At 65.7% G+C, this 18,160-nt stretch carries 31 protein-coding genes and 1 pseudogene; 1 reads left to right on the forward strand and 31 read right to left on the reverse strand.

Features of this window, described 5'->3' with window-relative positions; all coding sequences use genetic code 11:
- Positions 1–80: 80 nt before the first annotated feature.
- From rplQ to ACK4E3_RS12160, 30 genes are all read right to left on the reverse strand, one after another.
- Positions 81–494 (reverse strand): 50S ribosomal protein L17, encoded by a 414-nt coding sequence (rplQ, locus tag ACK4E3_RS12015; protein WP_409701428.1) that lies wholly within the window; start codon positions 492–494, stop codon positions 81–83.
- A 44-nt stretch (positions 495–538) separates the two neighbouring features.
- Positions 539–1,555 carry a DNA-directed RNA polymerase subunit alpha gene (locus tag ACK4E3_RS12020; RefSeq protein WP_409701431.1) on the reverse strand — a complete coding sequence of 339 codons (1,017 nt, stop codon included), beginning with the start codon at positions 1,553–1,555 and terminating at the stop codon, positions 539–541.
- Between the two features lie 85 nt (positions 1,556–1,640).
- A complete protein-coding gene (rpsK, locus tag ACK4E3_RS12025) occupies positions 1,641–2,030 on the reverse strand; it encodes a 30S ribosomal protein S11 (RefSeq protein WP_409701434.1) in 390 nt (129 codons plus the stop codon).
- 13 nt (positions 2,031–2,043) lie between these two features.
- The gene (gene rpsM, locus ACK4E3_RS12030) at positions 2,044–2,412 is read right to left on the reverse strand and encodes a 30S ribosomal protein S13 (protein ID WP_409701437.1); all 369 of its coding nucleotides are present in this window, start codon (positions 2,410–2,412) and stop codon (positions 2,044–2,046) included.
- Between the two features lie 136 nt (positions 2,413–2,548).
- Positions 2,549–3,112, reverse strand: a complete 564-nt coding sequence (locus ACK4E3_RS12035) for an adenylate kinase (protein WP_409701440.1) — start codon at positions 3,110–3,112, stop codon at positions 2,549–2,551.
- A gap of 39 nt (positions 3,113–3,151) precedes the next feature.
- Complete coding sequence (gene secY / locus ACK4E3_RS12040; protein ID WP_409701443.1) at positions 3,152–4,537, reverse strand: preprotein translocase subunit SecY; 1,386 nt, start codon at positions 4,535–4,537, stop codon at positions 3,152–3,154.
- Positions 4,538–4,617: 80 nt separating this feature from the next.
- Positions 4,618–5,103 carry a 50S ribosomal protein L15 gene (gene rplO / locus ACK4E3_RS12045; protein WP_409701446.1) on the reverse strand — a complete coding sequence of 162 codons (486 nt, stop codon included), beginning with the start codon at positions 5,101–5,103 and terminating at the stop codon, positions 4,618–4,620.
- 79 nt (positions 5,104–5,182) lie between these two features.
- A complete protein-coding gene (gene rpmD / locus ACK4E3_RS12050) occupies positions 5,183–5,383 on the reverse strand; it encodes a 50S ribosomal protein L30 (RefSeq protein ID WP_409701449.1) in 201 nt (66 codons plus the stop codon).
- Between the two features lie 2 nt (positions 5,384–5,385).
- Positions 5,386–5,985, reverse strand: a complete 600-nt coding sequence (gene rpsE, locus ACK4E3_RS12055) for a 30S ribosomal protein S5 (RefSeq protein WP_409701452.1) — start codon at positions 5,983–5,985, stop codon at positions 5,386–5,388.
- Between the two features lie 23 nt (positions 5,986–6,008).
- Positions 6,009–6,365, reverse strand: a complete 357-nt coding sequence (gene rplR / locus ACK4E3_RS12060) for a 50S ribosomal protein L18 (RefSeq protein WP_409701455.1) — start codon at positions 6,363–6,365, stop codon at positions 6,009–6,011.
- Positions 6,366–6,368: 3 nt separating this feature from the next.
- Positions 6,369–6,902, reverse strand: coding sequence for a 50S ribosomal protein L6 (gene rplF, locus ACK4E3_RS12065; RefSeq protein ID WP_409701458.1), 534 nt, complete (start codon positions 6,900–6,902; stop codon positions 6,369–6,371).
- 1 nt (position 6,903) lies between these two features.
- Positions 6,904–7,302, reverse strand: coding sequence for a 30S ribosomal protein S8 (rpsH, locus tag ACK4E3_RS12070; protein WP_409701461.1), 399 nt, complete (start codon positions 7,300–7,302; stop codon positions 6,904–6,906).
- A 12-nt stretch (positions 7,303–7,314) separates the two neighbouring features.
- On the reverse strand, positions 7,315–7,620 hold the full coding sequence (rpsN, locus tag ACK4E3_RS12075; RefSeq protein WP_409701464.1) for a 30S ribosomal protein S14: 306 nt from the start codon (positions 7,618–7,620) through the stop codon (positions 7,315–7,317).
- A 16-nt stretch (positions 7,621–7,636) separates the two neighbouring features.
- Complete coding sequence (gene rplE, locus ACK4E3_RS12080) at positions 7,637–8,203, reverse strand: 50S ribosomal protein L5 (protein ID WP_409701467.1); 567 nt, start codon at positions 8,201–8,203, stop codon at positions 7,637–7,639.
- Entirely contained in the window at positions 8,196–8,510 is a 315-nt protein-coding gene (gene rplX, locus ACK4E3_RS12085) for a 50S ribosomal protein L24 (RefSeq protein WP_409701470.1), read from the reverse strand. Before rplX ends, rplE begins: the two co-directional genes overlap by 8 nt.
- On the reverse strand, positions 8,510–8,878 hold the full coding sequence (gene rplN, locus ACK4E3_RS12090) for a 50S ribosomal protein L14 (protein WP_409701473.1): 369 nt from the start codon (positions 8,876–8,878) through the stop codon (positions 8,510–8,512). The genes rplX and rplN overlap by 1 nt, the downstream gene beginning before the upstream one ends.
- A 21-nt stretch (positions 8,879–8,899) precedes the next feature.
- Positions 8,900–9,151: a 30S ribosomal protein S17 gene (gene rpsQ, locus ACK4E3_RS12095; RefSeq protein ID WP_409701476.1), complete on the reverse strand. Its 252-nt coding sequence runs from the start codon at positions 9,149–9,151 to the stop codon at positions 8,900–8,902.
- Positions 9,152–9,164: 13 nt separating this feature from the next.
- Positions 9,165–9,359, reverse strand: coding sequence for a 50S ribosomal protein L29 (gene rpmC / locus ACK4E3_RS12100; protein ID WP_409701479.1), 195 nt, complete (start codon positions 9,357–9,359; stop codon positions 9,165–9,167).
- Between the two features lie 2 nt (positions 9,360–9,361).
- Positions 9,362–9,793, reverse strand: coding sequence for a 50S ribosomal protein L16 (gene rplP, locus ACK4E3_RS12105; RefSeq protein ID WP_409701482.1), 432 nt, complete (start codon positions 9,791–9,793; stop codon positions 9,362–9,364).
- Positions 9,794–9,798: 5 nt separating this feature from the next.
- Positions 9,799–10,557, reverse strand: a complete 759-nt coding sequence (gene rpsC, locus ACK4E3_RS12110; RefSeq protein WP_409701485.1) for a 30S ribosomal protein S3 — start codon at positions 10,555–10,557, stop codon at positions 9,799–9,801.
- Complete coding sequence (gene rplV, locus ACK4E3_RS12115; protein ID WP_409701489.1) at positions 10,557–10,937, reverse strand: 50S ribosomal protein L22; 381 nt, start codon at positions 10,935–10,937, stop codon at positions 10,557–10,559. Before rplV ends, rpsC begins: the two co-directional genes overlap by 1 nt.
- Positions 10,938–10,939: 2 nt before the next feature.
- On the reverse strand, positions 10,940–11,218 hold the full coding sequence (gene rpsS / locus ACK4E3_RS12120) for a 30S ribosomal protein S19 (RefSeq protein WP_409701492.1): 279 nt from the start codon (positions 11,216–11,218) through the stop codon (positions 10,940–10,942).
- A gap of 2 nt (positions 11,219–11,220) precedes the next feature.
- Positions 11,221–12,057: a 50S ribosomal protein L2 gene (gene rplB / locus ACK4E3_RS12125; RefSeq protein WP_409701495.1), complete on the reverse strand. Its 837-nt coding sequence runs from the start codon at positions 12,055–12,057 to the stop codon at positions 11,221–11,223.
- Between the two features lie 4 nt (positions 12,058–12,061).
- Positions 12,062–12,367: a 50S ribosomal protein L23 gene (locus ACK4E3_RS12130; protein ID WP_409701498.1), complete on the reverse strand. Its 306-nt coding sequence runs from the start codon at positions 12,365–12,367 to the stop codon at positions 12,062–12,064.
- Positions 12,367–13,005 carry a 50S ribosomal protein L4 gene (gene rplD / locus ACK4E3_RS12135; RefSeq protein ID WP_409701501.1) on the reverse strand — a complete coding sequence of 213 codons (639 nt, stop codon included), beginning with the start codon at positions 13,003–13,005 and terminating at the stop codon, positions 12,367–12,369. Before rplD ends, ACK4E3_RS12130 begins: the two co-directional genes overlap by 1 nt.
- A complete protein-coding gene (rplC, locus tag ACK4E3_RS12140; protein WP_409701504.1) occupies positions 13,002–13,799 on the reverse strand; it encodes a 50S ribosomal protein L3 in 798 nt (265 codons plus the stop codon). Before rplC ends, rplD begins: the two co-directional genes overlap by 4 nt.
- Positions 13,800–13,810: 11 nt before the next feature.
- Entirely contained in the window at positions 13,811–14,119 is a 309-nt protein-coding gene (gene rpsJ, locus ACK4E3_RS12145) for a 30S ribosomal protein S10 (protein WP_302110668.1), read from the reverse strand.
- A gap of 323 nt (positions 14,120–14,442) precedes the next feature.
- The gene (locus tag ACK4E3_RS12150; RefSeq protein WP_409701508.1) at positions 14,443–15,327 is read right to left on the reverse strand and encodes a GIN domain-containing protein; all 885 of its coding nucleotides are present in this window, start codon (positions 15,325–15,327) and stop codon (positions 14,443–14,445) included.
- Between the two features lie 144 nt (positions 15,328–15,471).
- On the reverse strand, positions 15,472–16,383 hold the full coding sequence (locus ACK4E3_RS12155; RefSeq protein ID WP_409701511.1) for a cupin-like domain-containing protein: 912 nt from the start codon (positions 16,381–16,383) through the stop codon (positions 15,472–15,474).
- A gap of 31 nt (positions 16,384–16,414) precedes the next feature.
- On the reverse strand, positions 16,415–17,554 hold the full coding sequence (locus tag ACK4E3_RS12160; RefSeq protein WP_409701514.1) for a GNAT family N-acetyltransferase: 1,140 nt from the start codon (positions 17,552–17,554) through the stop codon (positions 16,415–16,417).
- 171 nt (positions 17,555–17,725) lie between these two features.
- On the opposite strand from ACK4E3_RS12160, the gene ACK4E3_RS12165 reads away from it, so the two are divergent.
- Positions 17,726–17,896 (forward strand): hypothetical protein, encoded by a 171-nt coding sequence (locus tag ACK4E3_RS12165; RefSeq protein ID WP_409701517.1) that lies wholly within the window; start codon positions 17,726–17,728, stop codon positions 17,894–17,896.
- Positions 17,897–18,032: 136 nt separating this feature from the next.
- Here ACK4E3_RS12165 and tuf read toward each other — a convergent pair.
- A pseudogene (tuf, locus tag ACK4E3_RS12170) lies at positions 18,033–18,160 on the reverse strand (elongation factor Tu); the annotation flags it as partial.

Here is an 18,160-nt window from a genome sequence, read left to right on the forward strand (position 1 = left end):
TTCAGCCCCCGAATGAGAAAAGGGCGGGCGGATCGCTCCGCTCGCCCCTTTTCAGGTCTCGCATTCCCAAAACCCGGCGATCAGTCCTCGGCGTCCTGATCGAACACCGGGCCGGAGTCCTTGCCCTTGGCATCGACGTCGCGGTCGACGAACTCGATCACGGCCATGGGCGCATTGTCGCCGTGGCGGAAGCCCGCCTTGAGCACGCGGATATAGCCGCCGTTGCGCTCGGCATAACGCGGGCCAAGCGTCGAGAACAGCTTGCCGACCTGATCCACGTCGCGGATCTGGCTGATGGCCTGACGGCGCGCATGAAGGTCACCCTTCTTGGCGAGCGTCACCAGCTTCTCGACGAAGGGACGCAGTTCCTTCGCCTTGGGCAGGGTGGTCGTGATCTGCTCGTGCTTGATCAGCGACGCCGCCATGTTTGCGAACATGGCCTGACGGTGGCTGCTCGTCCGTCCGAGCTTGCGATGGGCTACGCCGTGGCGCATCGGGGTCTCTCCTTGGGACCGGGCCGGCCGGTCCGCTTACACGGTCAAATCTGGTCTTCGAACTTCTTGGCCAGCTCGTCGATGTTCTCCGGCGGCCAGTTGGGCACGTCCATGCCCAGCGACAGCCCCATCGAGGCCAGCACTTCCTTGATCTCGTTCAGCGACTTGCGGCCGAAGTTCGGAGTGCGAAGCATCTCGCTTTCCGTCTTCAGGATCAGGTCGCCGATATAGACGATGTTGTCGTTCTTCAGGCAGTTGGCCGAACGCACCGACAGCTCCAGTTCGTCCACCTTCTTGAGCAGGGCGGGGTTGAACGGAAGGTCGGGCTTGCCTTCGTCGGCCACGGCCACCTTCGGCTCTTCGAAGGTGATGAAGATCTGCAGCTGGTCCTGAAGGATGCGCGCGGCATAGGCCACGGCATCGACGGGCGTGACCGCGCCGTTGGTCTCGACCTCGAGGATCAGCTTGTCATAGTCTAGCGACTGGCCCTGGCGGGTGGGCTCGACACGATAGGCCACGCGCTTCACCGGCGAATAGAGCGCATCCACCGCGATCAGGCCGATGGGCGCGTCCTCGGGGCGGTTCTGCTCGGAGGGCACATAGCCCTTGCCGTTGTGCACGATGAACTCCATGCGCACCGAGGCGCCGTCATCGAGCGTGCACAGGACGTGATCGGGATTCAGGATCTCGATGTCCGAAGGTGCATCGATCTGACCAGCCGTCACCGGACCGGGGCCGGTGGCGCGCAGGGTCATGCGCTTGGGGCCTTCGGCGTGCAGGCGCAGGGCCAGCTGCTTGATGTTGAGGACGATGTCCACGACATCCTCGCGCGCGCCTTCCAGCGGCGAGAACTCGTGCACCACGCCGTCGATCTGCACCGCCGTGACGGCAGCGCCCTGAAGCGAGGAGAGCAGAACCCGGCGCAGAGCATTGCCGAGCGTCACACCAAAGCCGCGCTCGAGGGGCTCGGCCACCAGACGCGCCTTGCGCGACGGATCGGTACCGGTCTCGACCTGGGGCTTTTCGGGACGGATGAGTTCCTGCCAGTTTCTTTCGATCATCGATGTCCCTCGAACGGGTTTCGCCGACCCCGCGATCGGCCCGCATGGGGCGTCGGGGTCGGCGGTATAGGAGATAGGCGAAGTATCAGACGCGACGACGCTTGGGCGGACGGCAACCGTTGTGCGGCATGGGGGTCACGTCACGGATGGTGGTGATCGTGAAGCCCACCGACTGCAGCGCACGCAGCGCCGACTCACGGCCCGAACCGGGACCGGCAACGTTGACTTCCAGCGTCTTGACGCCGTGCTCCATCGCCTTGCGCCCGGCGTCCTCGGCAGCGACCTGGGCGGCATAGGGCGTCGACTTGCGCGAGCCCTTGAAGCCCATGGCACCGGCGGACGACCACGAGATGGCATTGCCCTGCGCGTCGGTGATGGTGATCATGGTGTTGTTGAACGAGGCGTTCACGTGCGCCACGCCCGAGGTGATGTTCTTGCGCTCGCGACGTTTGACGCGTGCCGGTTCCTTGGCCATCGGGGTTCAGCCCTTACTTCTTCTTGCCGGCGATCGGCTTGGCGGGGCCCTTGCGGGTCCGTGCGTTGGTGTGGGTGCGCTGACCGCGGACCGGCAGGCCCTTGCGGTGACGCAGGCCGCGATAGCAGGCCAGGTCCATCAGACGCTTGATGTTCATCGAGGTTTCGCGGCGCAGGTCGCCTTCCACCGTGAAGTCACGGTCGATGGTCTCACGGATCTGCAGCACTTCGGCGTCGGTCAGTTCGTTGACACGGCGAGAGCTGTCGATGCCGACCTTGGCGATGATGTCCTTGGCGGACTTCTGGCCAATGCCATGAATGTATTGCAGCGCGATCTCAACGCGCTTGTTCGTCGGGATGTTGACGCCAGCGATACGGGCCACGGTCTCGTATTCTCCAAACACGCGTTACAGACGCGAACGACGCCCCGGTCTGAACAGACCAGAACGTGTCGCGCCCTTTCGCGGAAGCGGCCCCTTATAAGGAGGAATCAGCTTCCGTCAATGGGTTTCACAGCCCTCAGAGGTCGAGCTGCGCGTTGATGGCCGAAGCCACCGCCTCGATGGTGCCCATGCCGTCCACATCAACCAGCTTGCCCTGCGCTTCGTAGTAAGGAAGCAGCGGAGCCGTCTGGGCGTTGTAGGCGCCGAGGCGCACCTTGAAACTGTCAGGGTTGTCGTCCGCCCTGCCCTGCTCGGCAAAGCGGGTGGCAACCCTTTCGATGAGCGCCGTATCGTCCACCTTGAGGCGGATGACACGATCGATCTGCGAGCCGCGCGCGGCGAGCATGGCATCCAGCGCCTCGGCCTGGGCCAGGGTGCGCGGAAAGCCGTCAAAGATCGCACCGCCTCCGGCATCGGCCTCGGGCAGGCGCGCCTCGATCAGGCGCACGACGATGGCATCGGTGACCAGATCGCCGCGATCCATGATCGCCTTGACCTCCTGGCCAAGCTCCGAGCCGGACGCGATGGACGCGCGCAGCATGTCGCCAGTGGACAGCTGCACCATGCCGCGCTCTGCGACCAGCCGCTTGGCCTGGGTGCCTTTGCCCGCAGCAGGAGGGCCGAACAGGATGATGTTCATGACGCGCCTTCCTCTACGCCCTGAGCCAGCCGGTCACGATCACCGCCGACCCGTCGGGCGGCCGGTGGTGAGCGCTCCGCGCCCGCGCAGCTTGGCCTTCTTGATGAGGCCTTCGTACTGGTGCGCCAGCAGGTGCGACTGGATCTGCGAGACCGTATCCATCGTCACCGAGACCACGATCAGCAGCGACGTGCCGCCGAAGTAGAGGTTGTTGCCGAACTCCGAGACGAAGAACTCGGGCATCAGGCACACCAGCGTCATATAGGCGGCGCCGATGGTGGTGATGCGCGTCAGCACATAGTCGATGTACTCGGCCGTGCGCTTGCCCGGGCGGATGCCCGGCAGGAAGCCTCCGTACTTGCGCAGGTTGTCCGCCGTATCCTCGGGATTGAACACGATCGAGGTGTAGAAGAAGCAGAAGAAGATGATCAGCGCGCCATAGAAGATCATGAAGGCGGGCTGGCCATGCTGCATCTGGGCGGTCACGACCGGCAGCCACCCCGCCATCCAGTCGGGCAGATCGGCATTGGCCGTCATGGCCGCAACCGTGGTCGGTAGCAGCAGCAGCGACGAGGCGAAGATCGCCGGGATCACGCCCGCCGTGTTCACCTTCAGCGGCAGGAAGGAGTTCTCACCGCCAACCATCCGGTTGCCTTGCTGGCGCTTGGGATACTGGATCAGCAGCCGGCGCTGGGCGCGCTCCATGAACACGATGAAGACCACCACGGCCACCGCCAGCACGGCGATGAAGAACAGCATGAAGGCACCGATCTGACCCTGCTGGGCCAGACCCAGAAGGCGTGCGATGGTGCCCGGCAGAACCGCCACGATGCCCGCGAAGATGATCAGGGAGATACCGTTGCCGACCCCGCGCGCCGTCACCTGCTCGCCCAGCCACATAAGGAACATGGTGCCCCCGGTCAGGGTCACGACCGTCGAGACCATGAAGAACCAGCCGGGCTGATCGACCAGACCCTCCGAGGCATTCAGGCCCGCAGCGATGCCAAGCGACTGAAGCACGGCCAGCAGCACCGTCAGATAGCGGGTGTACTGGTTGAGCTGCTTGCGGCCTGCCTCCCCGCCTTCCTTCTTGAGCTTCTCCCACGGGCCATAGACCGCCGAGAGCAGCTGCACGATGATCGACGCCGAGATGTAGGGCATCACGTTCAGCGCAAAGACGGCCATACGCTCGACCGCACCGCCCGAGAACATGTTGAACATGTCCAGGATGCCGCGCTGCTGGTCCGGGTTCTGGAAGAACTGGAGGAACGCCTCCGAGTTGATGCCCGGAATCGGAACGTAGGTACCGATGCGATAGACGATAAGCGCCCCCAGGGTGAACAGGAGGCGCTTGTGCAGTTCGGTCGCCCTGGAGAAGGCACCGAAGTTCATATTGGCTGCGAGTTGTTCGGCGGCGGACGCCATCTAGATACCCCGAGACTTGTGACTCGCCATCAAATAGGCGAAAGGCGGCCCCTTTGCGAGGCCGCCCGTTACGAGCCTTGTCAGGCCTCGACTTTTTCGGCTGCGACGGGGCGCTGCTGGGTGACCTTGCCGCCCGCGGCCTCGATGGCCTTCACGGCCGACTCGCTGGCCGACCAGCAGATGATGTTCAGCTTGGCCTTCAGCTCGCCCTTGCCGAGCAGGCGCACACCGTCACGTGCGCGGCGGATCACGCCGGCGGCGATCAGGGCTTCGGCATCGATATCGGCCTTGGGGTCCAGCTTCTTGGCGTCGACCGCATCCTGCAGACGCCACAGGTTCACTTCGACCAGCTTGCGCGTGTTGGGCGCGTTGAAGCCGCGCTTGGGCATACGCATGTAGAGCGGCATCTGGCCGCCCTCGAAGCCGCCGATGGCGACGCCCGAGCGGGACTTCTGGCCCTTGACGCCGCGACCGGCGGTCTTGCCCTTGCCCGAGCCGGGGCCGCGGCCCACGCGCATGCGCTTCTTGGCTGCGCCTTCGTTGTCACGGATTTCGTTGAGTTTCATGTGCCTGATCCTTTCGGGTTCTCGCGCCCGGCCGGGATGAACCCGGCGCGGACTCGGCGTTTGGTGTGAGGGTGCGGTCTTACTTCTCGACCACTTCGACCATGTGCGCGACCTTGGCGATCATGCCGCGCACCGCAGGGGTGTCTTCCAGGGTCGCTTCGCGGCCCACGCGGTTGAGGCCGAGGCCGATGAGGGTGGCGCGCTGGTCATTCTTGCGGCGGATGGGGCTGCCCACCTGGCGCACGGTGACGGTCGCGGACTTGTCTTTCTTCGGGGCCATGATCAGCTCTCGATGGCTTCGGGTGCGGAGGCACCGTCGTTGCGGCGACCCATGATGTCACCGACCTTCTTGCCGCGCTTGGACGCGACCTGACGGGGCGAGGACTGGACCTTCAGCGCTTCGAAGGTGGCGCGCACCATGTTGTAGGGGTTGGACGAGCCGGTGGACTTGCCCACCACATCCTGCACGCCCAGGCTCTCGAGCACGGCGCGCATCGGGCCGCCCGCGATGATGCCGGTGCCGGGAGGGGCCGCGCGCATCATGACCTTGCCCGCACCCCAGCGGCCGTTGCCGTCGTGGTGCAGGGTGCGGCTCTCGCGCAGGGGCACGCGGATCATCGACTTCTTGGCTTCCTCGGTCGCCTTGCGGATGGCCTCGGGCACTTCACGCGCCTTGCCATGACCGAAGCCCACGCGGCCCTTCTGGTCGCCTACCACCATCAGGGCGGCGAACGAGAAGCGGCGGCCACCCTTCACAGTGGCGGCCACGCGGTTGATGTGGACCAGCTTTTCGATGAACTCGTTCTGCTCCTCGACGGGAGCGGAACGGTCACGGCGGTCACGGCGGTCGCCGCCACCGGAGCGTTGAGGTTCACGAGCCATGAGATCTTTTCCTTTTCCGGCTCTTAGAAGGACAGACCGGCTTCACGCGCGGCTTCAGCCAGCGCCTTCACCCGCCCGTGATAGATGTACGAGCCGCGATCGAACACGACTTCCTTGACGCCCTTGGCCACGGCACGCTCGGCCACCAGCTTGCCGATGCGCTCGGCAGCGGCCTTGTCCGAGCCCTTCTGGCCCTTGCCGCCCTCCAGCGTGGAGGCGGAGGCCAGGGTGACGCCGTTGATGTCGTCGATGACCTGGGCCGAGATGTGCTTGTCGGAGCGGTTGACCGACAGGCGCGGACGACCGTTGGCGACGCTCTTGAGGTGACGCCGGGTGCGCTGCTTGCGACGCGCGGCGGTTTCGCGAGGAGAAAGAGCCATGGCTTACTTCTTCTTGCCTTCCTTGCGACGCACGGTCTCGCCGGCGTAGCGCACGCCCTTGCCCTTGTAGGGCTCGGGGGGACGAATCTTGCGGATGCGGGCGGCGGTCTCGCCGACGGCCTGCTTGTCGATGCCGGAGATCTTCACTTCCGTCTGCTTGGGCACCGCAAAGGTGATGCCCGGAGGCGGCGGAATGTCGACGTCATGGCTGAAGCCGAGCTGCAGCGAGAGCGACTGGCCCTTCATGGCAGCGCGGTAACCCACGCCGACCAGCTCCAGCGTCTGCTCGAAGCCTTCGGTGACGCCCGTGACCATGTTGGCCACCAGCGAGCGCGAGAGGCCCCACATGGCGCGGGCACGGGCCGTGTCGTCACGCGGCGAGAGCGACAGCTCGCCGTTCTCGTGGCTGAGCGTCACCTCGTCGGCAACGGTCCAGGACAGCTGGCCCTTGGGGCCTTTCACGCTGACGGTCTGGCCATCGAGGCTGAGGGTGACACCGTTCGGAACGGGGATGGGTTTCTTGCCGATACGGGACATGTCAATACACCCGGCAGAGGACTTCGCCGCCCACCTTCGCGTCGCGCGCGGCAGTGTCCGACATCACGCCCTTGGACGTGGACAGGATCGAGATGCCCAGGCCGTTCTTGACCGGCTTGAGATCCTTGATCGACGAATAGACCCGGCGGCCCGGCTTGGACACGCGGCTGATCTCGGCGATGACGGGCTGGCCGTCATAGTACTTCAGCTCGATCTCGAACTGAGGGAACTCGCCGGGGTTCTGCACCAGGCTGTAGCCACGGATGTAGCCCTCGTCCTTGAGCACGTCGAGGACGCGCTGACGAAGACGCGAGGCCGGTGTCAGGACCGTGGACCGCTTGCGCTGGGCCGCGTTCTTGATACGGGCGATCATGTCGCTGAGGGGATCGTTCACATACATCGCTGATCTCCCTTACCAGCTCGACTTCGTCATGCCGGGGATCTGACCCAGCGAGGCGAGCTGACGCAGCGCCACGCGGCTCATCTTGAGCTTGCGGTAGTAGGCGCGCGGACGGCCCGTGACGTCGCAGCGGTTGCGAACGCGGTTGGGCGCGGAGTTGCGCGGCAGCTTGGCAAGCTTGAGGCGCGCGTCGAAGCGCTCCTCGAGCGGCAGGCTCTCGTCGTTGGCAATCGCCTTCAGCGCGGCGCGCTTCTCGGCGTATTGGGCAACCAGCGCCTTGACGCGCTCGTTGCGGTTGATTGCACTTTTCTTGGCCATGTCTCTTTCCCTCCCGTCAGTTCTGCGTGAACGGGAACTGGAACTGACGCAGAAGCTCACGGGCTTCCTCGTCGGTCTTGGCGGTGGTGGTGACGATGATGTCCATGCCCCAGATCTGATCGATCTGGTCATAGTTGATCTCGGGGAACACCAGGTGCTCCTTCAGACCCATCGCATAGTTGCCACGGCCATCGAACGAAGTGGGCTTGAGGCCCCGGAAGTCCTTCACGCGCGGCAGGGCCACGGTGATCAGGCGGTCCAGGAACTCGTACATGCGGTCCTTGCGCAGCGTGACCTTGGCGCCGACCACCATGCCCTCGCGCAGCTTGAAGCCGGCGATGGAGTTGCGGGCCTTGGTCGCCACCGGCTTCTGGCCGGCGATGGCGGTCAGGTCCTTGATGGCGGCGGCGGCCTTCTTGGAGTCGGCCACGGCTTCACCGATGCCCATGTTCAGCACGATCTTCTCGATGCGCGGAATCTGCATCTCGTTGGTGTAGCCGAACTTCTCCTGCATCGCGGCACGGATGCTCTCGCGATACTGGGTCTTGAGCCGCGGCTCATACTTGGTCTGGGCTTCAGCCATTGATGGCGTCTCCCGTGCTCTTGGCAAAGCGGACCTTCTTGCCGTCCTCGACGCGGAAGCCGACGCGGGTCGGCTTGCCGGCGCTGTCGACCAGCGACAGGTTCGACAGGTGGATGGTCGCTTCCTTGTTGACGATGCCGCCTTGCGGGTTGGCCTGGGTCGGGCGGGTATGGCGCTGGACCATGTTGATGCCCGAGACGATGGCGCGGTTTTCCGTCGGCATGACGCGCAGGACTTCGCCCTTGCGGCCCTTGTCCTTGCCGGTCAGCACGATGACGGTGTCGCCCTTCTTGATCTTGGCAGCCATCAGATGACCTCCGGAGCCAGCGAGACGATCTTCATGTGGTTCTTGGCGCGCAGCTCGCGCGGCACCGGACCGAAGATGCGCGTGCCCACGGGCTCGCTCTGCTTGTTGACGATCACCGCAGCGTTCTTGTCGAAGCGGATGACCGAGCCATCCTTGCGCTGGATGTCCTTGGAGGTGCGCACGACGATGGCACGCAGCACATCGCCCTTCTTCACGCGACCACGCGGGATGGCTTCCTTCACGGAAACCACAATGACATCGCCCACCGAGGCGTAGCGGCGCTTGGAGCCGCCCAACACCTTGATGCACATGACCCGGCGAGCGCCCGAGTTGTCGGCCACCTCCAGGTTAGTTTGCATCTGGATCATCGGATCCGATCCTTCTCGAAATTACTGGGCAGCAGCCGAGTCGTCCTTGGGCAGGACTTCCCAGCGCTTCAGCTTGGATTTGGGCGCACACTCGACGATGCGGGCCTGATCACCGGTCTTGTAGAGATTGCCCTCGTCGTGGGCGTGATACTTCTTGGACAGGCGCACGGTCTTTTTCAGGACCGGGTGCAGCAGCGTCCGCTCTACCTTGACCACGACGGTCTTGTCGCCCTTGTCGGAGACGACCACGCCTTCAAGAATTCGCTTTGGCATTCTGGTCTCGTCCTCAGGCGGAGCGCTTTTCGCGCAGCAGGGTTTGGATGCGGGCGATGGCGGTCTTCACCTCACCCACGCGATGGGTCTTTTCCATCTGGCCGGTGGCGGCCTGGAAACGCAGGTTGAACTGCTCTTTCTTGAGCTTGAGCAGCTCGTCCTGCAGCTGGTCGGGGTTCATGGCCCTGAAGTCGGCAATCTTGGACATGATCAGCCCTCCGAGGCGATGCCGGCGTCAAGCCGGGTGACGACCTTGGTGCGAACGGGCAGCTTCGCCGCGCCGAGGCGCAGGGCCTCGCGGGCAACGTCGTCCGGCACACCGTCGATCTCGAACATGATGCGGCCCGGCGCCACGCGCGCGGCCCAGTAGTCCACCGAGCCCTTGCCCGAGCCCATGCGGACCTCGGCGGGCTTGCCCGTGACGGGCAGGTCGGGGAACACGCGGATCCACACCCGGCCCTGACGCTTCATCTGACGCGTGATCGCGCGGCGGGCCGCCTCGATCTGGCGCGCGGTGATGCGCTCGGGCTCCAGGGTCTTCAGCCCGTAGGAGCCGAAGTTCAGCGTGAAGCCGCCCTTGGCGTTGCCGTGGATACGGCCCTTGAACGCCTTGCGGAACTTGGTGCGTTTGGGTTGCAGCATGACGGTCAGGCCTCTGCGCCACGGCCGCGGTCACGGCGCGGGCCACGCGGGCCACGCTCGGAGCGTTCACGACCTTCGTTGGAAGACGGACCCGAGGCCTCCGAGGCCCAGCGCTTGTCCAGCGCCATCGGGTCGTGCTCGAGCACCTCACCTTTGAACACCCAGACCTTGATGCCGATGATGCCGTAGGTCGTGCGCGCTTCGGTGAAGCCATAGTCGATGTCGGCGCGCAGGGTGTGCAGCGGCACGCGACCTTCGCGGTACCACTCCATCCGCGCGATCTCGGCACCGCCGAGGCGACCGGAAACGTTGATGCGGATGCCCTTGGCACCCAGACGCATCGCCGACTGGATCGCGCGCTTCATGGCGCGACGGAAGGCCATGCGGCGCTCGAGCTGCTGGGCGATGTTCTCAGCGATGAGCTGGGCGTCGGTCTCGGGCTTGCGCACCTCGACGATGTTGAGGAACACCTCGCCCTCGGCCATCGCACCGATGTCCTTGCGCAGCTTGTCGATGTCGGCGCCCTTCTTGCCGATCACCACGCCGGGGCGGGCGGCATAGATGGTCACGCGGCACTTCTTGTGCGGACGCTCGATGATGATGCGCGACACGCCAGCACCCGACAGGCGCTCCTTGAGCCAGCTGCGCAGCTTCAGGTCCTGGTGCAGCAGGCGCGCATAGTCCTTGTCGCCGGCGAACCAGCGGCTGTCCCAGGTGCGGTTGATGCCGAGCCGCAGCCCGACCGGATTGACTTTCTGACCCATCAGGCGGCCTCGCCAGCTTCACGGACCACGATGGTGATCTCGGAGAAAGGTTTCATGATGCGGGCGGAACGGCCGCGCGCACGCGCCGAAAATCGCTTCATCACCAGGTTCTTGCCCACGAAGGCCTCGGACACGACCAGATTGTCGATGTCGAGGTTGTGGTTGTTCTCGGCGTTGGAGATGGCCGAGTAGAGCGCCTTGCGCACCTGGATGGCGATGCGCTTGTGGCTGAACTCCAGCTCGTTGAGCGCCTTCTGCACCGGCAGGCCGCGGATCGAGGCGGCGACCAGGTTCAGCTTGCGCGGGCTGGTGCGCAGGTTGACGACCTTGGCACGGGCCTCGGTCGCACCGACGCGGCGGGGGTTTGCGGCCTTGCCCATGATTACTTCCTCTTGGCCTTCTTGTCGGCCGCGTGGCCGGGGAAGGAGCGGGTCGGCGCAAACTCGCCGAACTTCATGCCGACCATGTCCTCGGACACCAGCACGGGGATGTGCTTGCGACCGTTGTGGACACCGAAGGTCAGTCCCACGAACTGCGGCAGGATGGTGGAGCGGCGCGACCAGGTCTTGATCACGTCCTTGCGGCCGGACGTCTGAACGGCTTCGGCCTTCTTCAGAAGGTAGCCGTCAACGAAGGGGCCTTTCCAGGCGGAACGGGCCATGATTAGCGAGCCTTCTTCACGTGGCGGCTACGGATGATGAACTTGTCCGTGGCCTTGTTCTTGCGGGTGCGGGTGCCCTTGGTGTCCTTGCCCCAGGGCGTGACCGGCGTACGGCCGCCCGAGGTCCGGCCCTCACCACCACCGTGCGGGTGGTCGATCGGGTTCATGGCCACACCGCGGACGTGGGGGCGGAAGCCCTTGTGACGCACGCGACCGGCCTTGCCGAGGTTCTGGTTCATGTGGTCGGGGTTCGAAACCGCGCCCACCGTGGCCATGCAGGTGTCCAGCACCATGCGCAGCTCACCCGAACCCAGACGGATCTGGGCATAGCCTTCCGAGCGACCGACCAGCTGGGCGTAGGAACCGGCCGAGCGGGCCAGCTGGCCACCCTTGCCGGGCTTCATCTCCACATTGTGGATGATGGTGCCCACCGGCATCGCACGCAGCGGCATGGCGTTGCCGGGCTTGATGTCGACCTTGTCGCCCGCGATCACCGTGTCGCCCGCCTTCAGGCGCTGCGGCGCGATGATGTAGGCCTTCTCGCCGTCAGCATAGCTGACCAGTGCGATGAACGCCGTGCGGTTCGGATCGTACTCCAGACGCTCGACCGTGCCGACCGCGTCGAACTTGCGACGCTTGAAGTCGATCTTGCGATAGAGACGCTTGGCACCGCCGCCACGGAAGCGCACGGCCACGCGGCCACCGGCGCCACGACCGCCCGACTTGGTCAGACCTTCGGTCAGAGCCTTCTCCGGGCGACCCTTGTGCAGGTCGGAGCGATCGACCAGAACCAGGCCGCGACGGCCCGGAGAGGTCGGATTGTATTGCTTCAGCGCCATCGGATTACAGCCCCGTGGTCACGTCGATGGACTGGCCTTCGGCCAGGGTCACGACGGCTTTCTTGACATCGTTCCGGCGGCCCTTGATGCCGCGGAACCGCTTGGTCTTGCCCTTGACGACGAGCGTGTTGACCTTGGTCACCTTGACCTTGAACAGAGCCTCGACCGCCGCGGCGATCTCGTCCTTGGTGGCGGTATCGGCCACGCGGAACACGACCTTGTTCTGCTCGGACAGCAGCGTCGACTTCTCGGTGATCACCGGCGACAGGATGGTGTCGTAGTGACGGACAGTGGGTTGAGCGGCGGCCATTACGCAGCTTCCTTCTGGCTGAAGCGGGCCTCGATCGCCTCGACAGCGGCCTTGGTGAGGACCAGCTTGCGGCGGCGCATCACGTCATAGACGTTCAGACCCGCGTTCGGCAGCACATCCACGTTCGGGATGTTGCGCGCCGCCAGACCGAAGTTCGCATCGACCGCATCGCCCGCGATGATCAGGGCGTTGTCGAAGCCCAGCTTGCCAAAGGTGGCGCGCAGGGCGGCCGTCTTGGGCTCCTTGAGGCTGATCTCGTCGAGGATGACCAGATCACCGGCCTTGGCCTTGGAGGACAGCGCATGACGCAGGGCCAGGGCGCGGACCTTCTTGGGCAGGGAGAAGCCATGGTCGCGAACGACAGGGCCGAAGGCGCGCGAACCGCCGACGAACTGGGGCGCACGGCGCGAGCCGTGACGGGCGCCGCCGGTGCCCTTCTGGCGATACATCTTCTTGCCGGTGCGGCTGTTCTCGTTGCGCGTCTGGACCTTGTGGGTTCCGGCGCGGCGCTTGGCGAGCTGCCAGTTCACGCAGCGGGCAAGGATGTCGGCGCGGATGTCGTCAATGCCGAAGATGGCATCGGACAGCTCGATGTCACCGGCGGCCTTGCCGTCGAGTTTGGTGACTGAGAGTTTCATTGCTCTTCGCTCCCGCCGGCGTCAGCGCCAGCGACCTGATCGGCAGACTGGTCGGCCGCTTCGGCCTCGCCAGCGCCGTTGTCCTGAGCAGCAGCTTCCTGACCGGCCCTGCGGAACGCGCCGGGGCGCGGCAGATCGGCAAAGGGCGACTTCACGGCGTCACGGACGCGCACGAAGGTGCCCTCGGCACCGGGAACGGCGCCCTTGATCAGGATCAGACCACGCTCGACATCGACGCGAACGATCTGCAGGTTCTGGGTGGTGACGGTCTCGGTGCCGTAGTGACCGGCCATCTTCTTGCCACGGAAGGTGCGGCCCGGATCCTGGCGCTGGCCCGTCGAGCCGTGCGAGCGGTGCGAGACCGACACGCCGTGGGTGGCACGCAGACCGCCGAAGTTCCAGCGCTTCATGGCACCGGCAAAGCCCTTGCCGATGGTGATGCCCTGAACGTCGACCTTCTGGCCCTCGACGAAGTGATCGGCCGTCAGCTCGGCGCCGACCTCGATCAGGTTGTCGGGGCTGACGCGGAACTCGGAGACCACCTGGGCGGGCTCGACTTCCAGCTTGGCGAACGCCTCGCGCTGCGCCTTGGCGACATTCTTGGCCTTGCGCACACCGGCGCCCAGCTGAAGGGCGACATAACCGTCGCGCTCTTCAAGGCGCTGGCCGACCACGCGGCAGCCGTCCAGCTGCAGCACGGTGACCGGCACATGGGTGCCGTCGGCGGTAAAGACGCGGGTCATGCCCATCTTGCGGGCGAGAACACCGGTTCTGAGATTGGAATCCTGACGCATCACGACCCCCCTCAGATCTTGATCTCGACGTCCACGCCGGCGGACAGGTCGAGCTTCATCAGCGCGTCCACGGTCTGCGGGGTGGGGTCGACGATATCGAGCACGCGCTTGTGCGTGCGGATTTCGAACTGCTCGCGCGACTTCTTGTCGACGTGCGGCGAGCGGTTGACGGTGAACTTTTCGATCAGGGTCGGCAGCGGAATAGGTCCGCGCACTTGGGCACCCGTGCGCTTGGCCGTGTTCACGATCTCGCGCGTGGAATGATCCAGGACGCGGTGATCGAAGGCCTTGAGCCGGATGCGGATGTTCTGACGATCCATATCGCTCGTATTTCCTAGAGGCGGTGGAACCGCGTCCCTGTGAACCATTTCAAAGACCGGAAGCCTTGGCACCAGAGGCGCCCAGGTACGCACTAATCCGCAAAAACGATCGGCCTCTACGGATGCCCGCGAGGCCGTTAAGTCCCAAGAAGCTGCAAAGAACAGGCACTCAGGTCGTTCCTGCGGACCGCGTCTGCACCGCAGGGGTGCACAGCCGGTCCAACAAGAGGCGCGCTTATGCCTTCAGATTCCCCGCCCGTCAAGCACCGCGCGCCTTCTTTTGCATGAGGCTGTGCGAGGGTGCCCAAGGGCGGTCCGCGTGCCTATTCGTTGACGCGGATATTGCCCGATCCGGCGATGCGGCGGCTGATGTTGCCCGTGGCGCGCGCGACGCGCACATCGCCCGATCCGGCAATCGACGCCGTGACATCGCCCGCCTCGCCTTCAAAGGCGACATCGCCCGAGCCCGCGATGGAAACTGTCACATTGGGAGCCCGCCCGCCACGGATCAGCACATCACCCGATCCGGCAATGGCGACATTGGCCGGGCCGTCGATGCGGGCGATCTCGATGTCACCCGAGCCCGCGATCCTGACTCTCGCAGAGCCGGTCGCACCCGTGCGCACATCGCCCGAGCCGCTGGCCGCCACATCAAGCTCGCCCGAAGTCCCCGCCAGCACGCCGCCCGAGCCCGCCGTGCGGATGTTGAGCGCGCCTTCGGTGCTGGCCACGGCCCAGTCCCCGCACCCGGCGCTGGAGACCGTGACCGAGCGGCTGCCGCGCCCGACCGCACCATAGACACCGCTGCCAGCCGAGACGTGAACGTCGCGCGGCGAGCGCACCACGATCATGGGTGCATCCTCCACCGCGATGGTGCCACGCGAGGTGGTCACGCGCGCACCCGTGCCCGGTGCGCTGGGGTCCACGACCCGGCGATCCGACCGGCAGTTGCGGATGCGGCGCACCCCGCCGTCGACCTCGATGACATCTCCGCGACGACGCACGCTCAGCTCCGGCAGGTCGGCGCTGCCGCGCACGATCTCCACGGCCACGTTGCTGCGGTCCTCGACGATGACCACCACGCGCGCAACGGCATTCTCGACCTGAACCCGGCTCTGGGCGCTGGCCGCGCCGGCAACCGCCATGGATGCCGCCAGCGTTCCCGCAGCAATGACGCAACAGCGGAGCGTGTTGTTGAGCTTCATCATGGTTCGACCTCGTGTCCTGATCACCCCTTGTGCCGGGGTGTGCTGCATTGAGGTCAGGGTGACGCAGGGTCGTGTCGCGGTCACTTTAATTCGAGGTCATGACCTTATTGTAAGGCGCGGGCCTTTCAGGCGGTGCCAGCGTCCTCAAGCCTTGCTCGCATCCAAGGCCGCCGCACCGTCGCGCACACCGGCCACCGGCTCGAAGTCACGCGGAATGTCGCGGATGCGGCTCTTGAGCGCGCCGGTCCGCTTCAGCGCCAGCGAGGCAGCCCAGCGGGCCAGCATCTCTGGCGACGACATGGCCGTGGTTGGCCGTGGCAGGGCGCCGCGGCTGCGAAGAACGGCATTGGTATAGAGCGCCCCGTTACGAAGGCGCGTGCCCCAGGTCTGGAAGTCCATCGACAGGGACACGCAGAAGCGGTCCAGATTCTCGACCCTGTGCGGCGCATAGAGCGGCCAGATCAGCGCCTGGCCGGGCTCCAGATCGATCACGCGGGCGTCGTCCTCGAAGCGGCGCAGATAGGGCACCTCCTCGGTGGTCTGGCGCGCGACGACCGCCTCCATGCTCCGCTCGGACAGGTGGGCCTCGTCTGCGGGATAGACGAACACGCGCTTCTTCCCGCGCAGGTGAAACAGCGTCACGCCCGCCGCATCGAAATGATAGGGCACCCGCGCCGCAGGCGAGGACAGGATCAGCTGGCCGGCCTTCTTGACCGCCCTCAGCCCCGGAAAGCTCGCCTCGATCTGTGCAAAGGCCGCCTCTGCTGCGGCCCACAGCTCGGGATGCACGATCTGCACGTCGCGCATATTGACCCACAGGCGCCCCTGCTTGATCGCCTCCAGCAGGGCCTCGCCGCTGGCCCGGCCGCGCACGCCGGTGCGAAGGCGCGCCTGCCCCTCGTCGTCGAAGTCATACAGATTGATGTCGAACAGGTCTTCGGGATAGCGGTCCAGAAGCTCCGCAAGCGCCTCGTCGGTAGCAAAGCCCATGTCGCACAGCGGGTGATCGAACACGCGCGCCTGCGCGATCATGGCCTCGGTCTTGAGCTGGATCATGGTGTCTCTGGTCCTTTCCGGGCGCTGGCGCTCATGCACTCACCGCGCCCGCAGCGCGCTTGACCACCATGTCGCGCGCCGCACGCAAGGTCGCGCCCAGCCGCCCGACCGCGCTGACCTCGCACGCTTCGATAATCTGCATTCGCCGCTGCACGCTGTCCGACAGACCGGCGCTCACACGCTCCAGCCCCGAGAGGGCAATCTGCGGCGCACGCGCGCGAAGCCCGGGTGCGCTCACCACCGCCTCGCTGACGCTGCGCTCGGCATTGCAGAAATACTTCTTGTAGCCCTCGCCCTCGAAGCCGAAATCGAACACCCGGTAACCTTGCGGGGCCAGCTGGGCCATGGTCTCCATGCTGAGCAGGATGCCCGGCGAGCAGCGCGCATGCTCGGGCACATAGGCGGGGAACCAGAAATGATACTCCGCGCCCTGGTGCAGGGCGTATTCCAGCGCCACCAGCGTGTCGCCCGCCCACAGCACCGCCATGGAGGCCGCGAAGTCCGCCGTGCCCTCGCGCATCAGGGCGTGCAGCACGTCCCTCGTCCAGCCGCAGGCGAACACGTCGTGACGCCCGGTTCGCCCGTACTGCTCGCGCTTCATGGCGATGAGACGGTCCAGCAGTTCGGGATCACGCACATCGGTGCGCACGCTGACCTCGCCCAGATCGCGCTCGAGCCCGCGCCGCGCGCGTGCCTTGTCCTTGAAATATTTGGGCCAGACCTCGCGACGCTCGGCCATCCAGCCCTCAAAGCCGTTGTCGCCGACATCCACCTGCAGGGTGCGCCGCCTCTGGCCCGCGCTCGCCTCACCCACCCAGGCGCCCACGCTGACGCTGTCGGCCCGGAGCGCACCGGGCAGCGTCTCCAGCGCCATCGCAGCATCCGGGGCACTGATCAGGCCGTGATAGTCGTTCATGGGCGCCGCCAGCGGCTGTGCCTTTCGTCCGCGCCGCTGGAAAGGGAAGAAGGCGCTGATCTGCCCGCCCTCATGAAAGATCGCCACATGAGCATCCGGCACATGGGCCGAGGCGATCAGGGCGAACTCGGGCGCGAAGAAGGGCGAGGACAGCGCCGGGTTCGCCGCGCGCAGGGCCACCCAGCGCGCCAGCTCGCTCTCGCCCAGGGCTTCGGCCCGCAGGACTTCGACCTGCGTGCTGGCGGAGTGTTTCATGGTGTGCCGTGCCGCCTTCATGACCAGACATGATGCAAGGCCCGTGCCTCGGACCTTCTCGAACTCAGCCTCTCACACCCGCCTTGCAGCGCGGTTAGCGGTGATGGTGAACGAAACCCTCCAGCGCGCACGGGCGTTGTTCTGCAACAGACGCGCATCAGGACACGCCCCATGACCGATCATATTCCCGGCCGCCCCGACAGCCTCGAAGTCGAGAACGAGGACCAGCGCACCGACGAGGACGGTGCCCCGCCGCGTCCTGCCACAGAGCCCGATGGCGCCGAGGGCTCCAGCAACTCGGGCGAGACCCAGACCGATCCGGCCACGGGCGAGCCGAACTAGGCGCCTCCCCTCATCACCCGAAAATGAAAAACCCCCGCAGGATGGCCCTGCGGGGGTTCTTGTCATGTCCTGATCAGGCGTCGATCAGGCCGGGATCTTCGACATGGCGCCTCGATCCCTGCCCGCCCGGTAATCCTCAGGCGAGGATCTTCGAGACGACGCCTGCGCCGACCGTGCGGCCGCCTTCACGGATGGCGAAGCGCAGCTTCTCTTCCATCGCGATCGGGGTGATCAGCTCGACCGTCAGCTCGGCATTGTCGCCGG

Source organism: Brevundimonas sp., from assembly GCF_046299595.1.
GTDB lineage: Bacteria > Pseudomonadota > Alphaproteobacteria > Caulobacterales > Caulobacteraceae > Brevundimonas.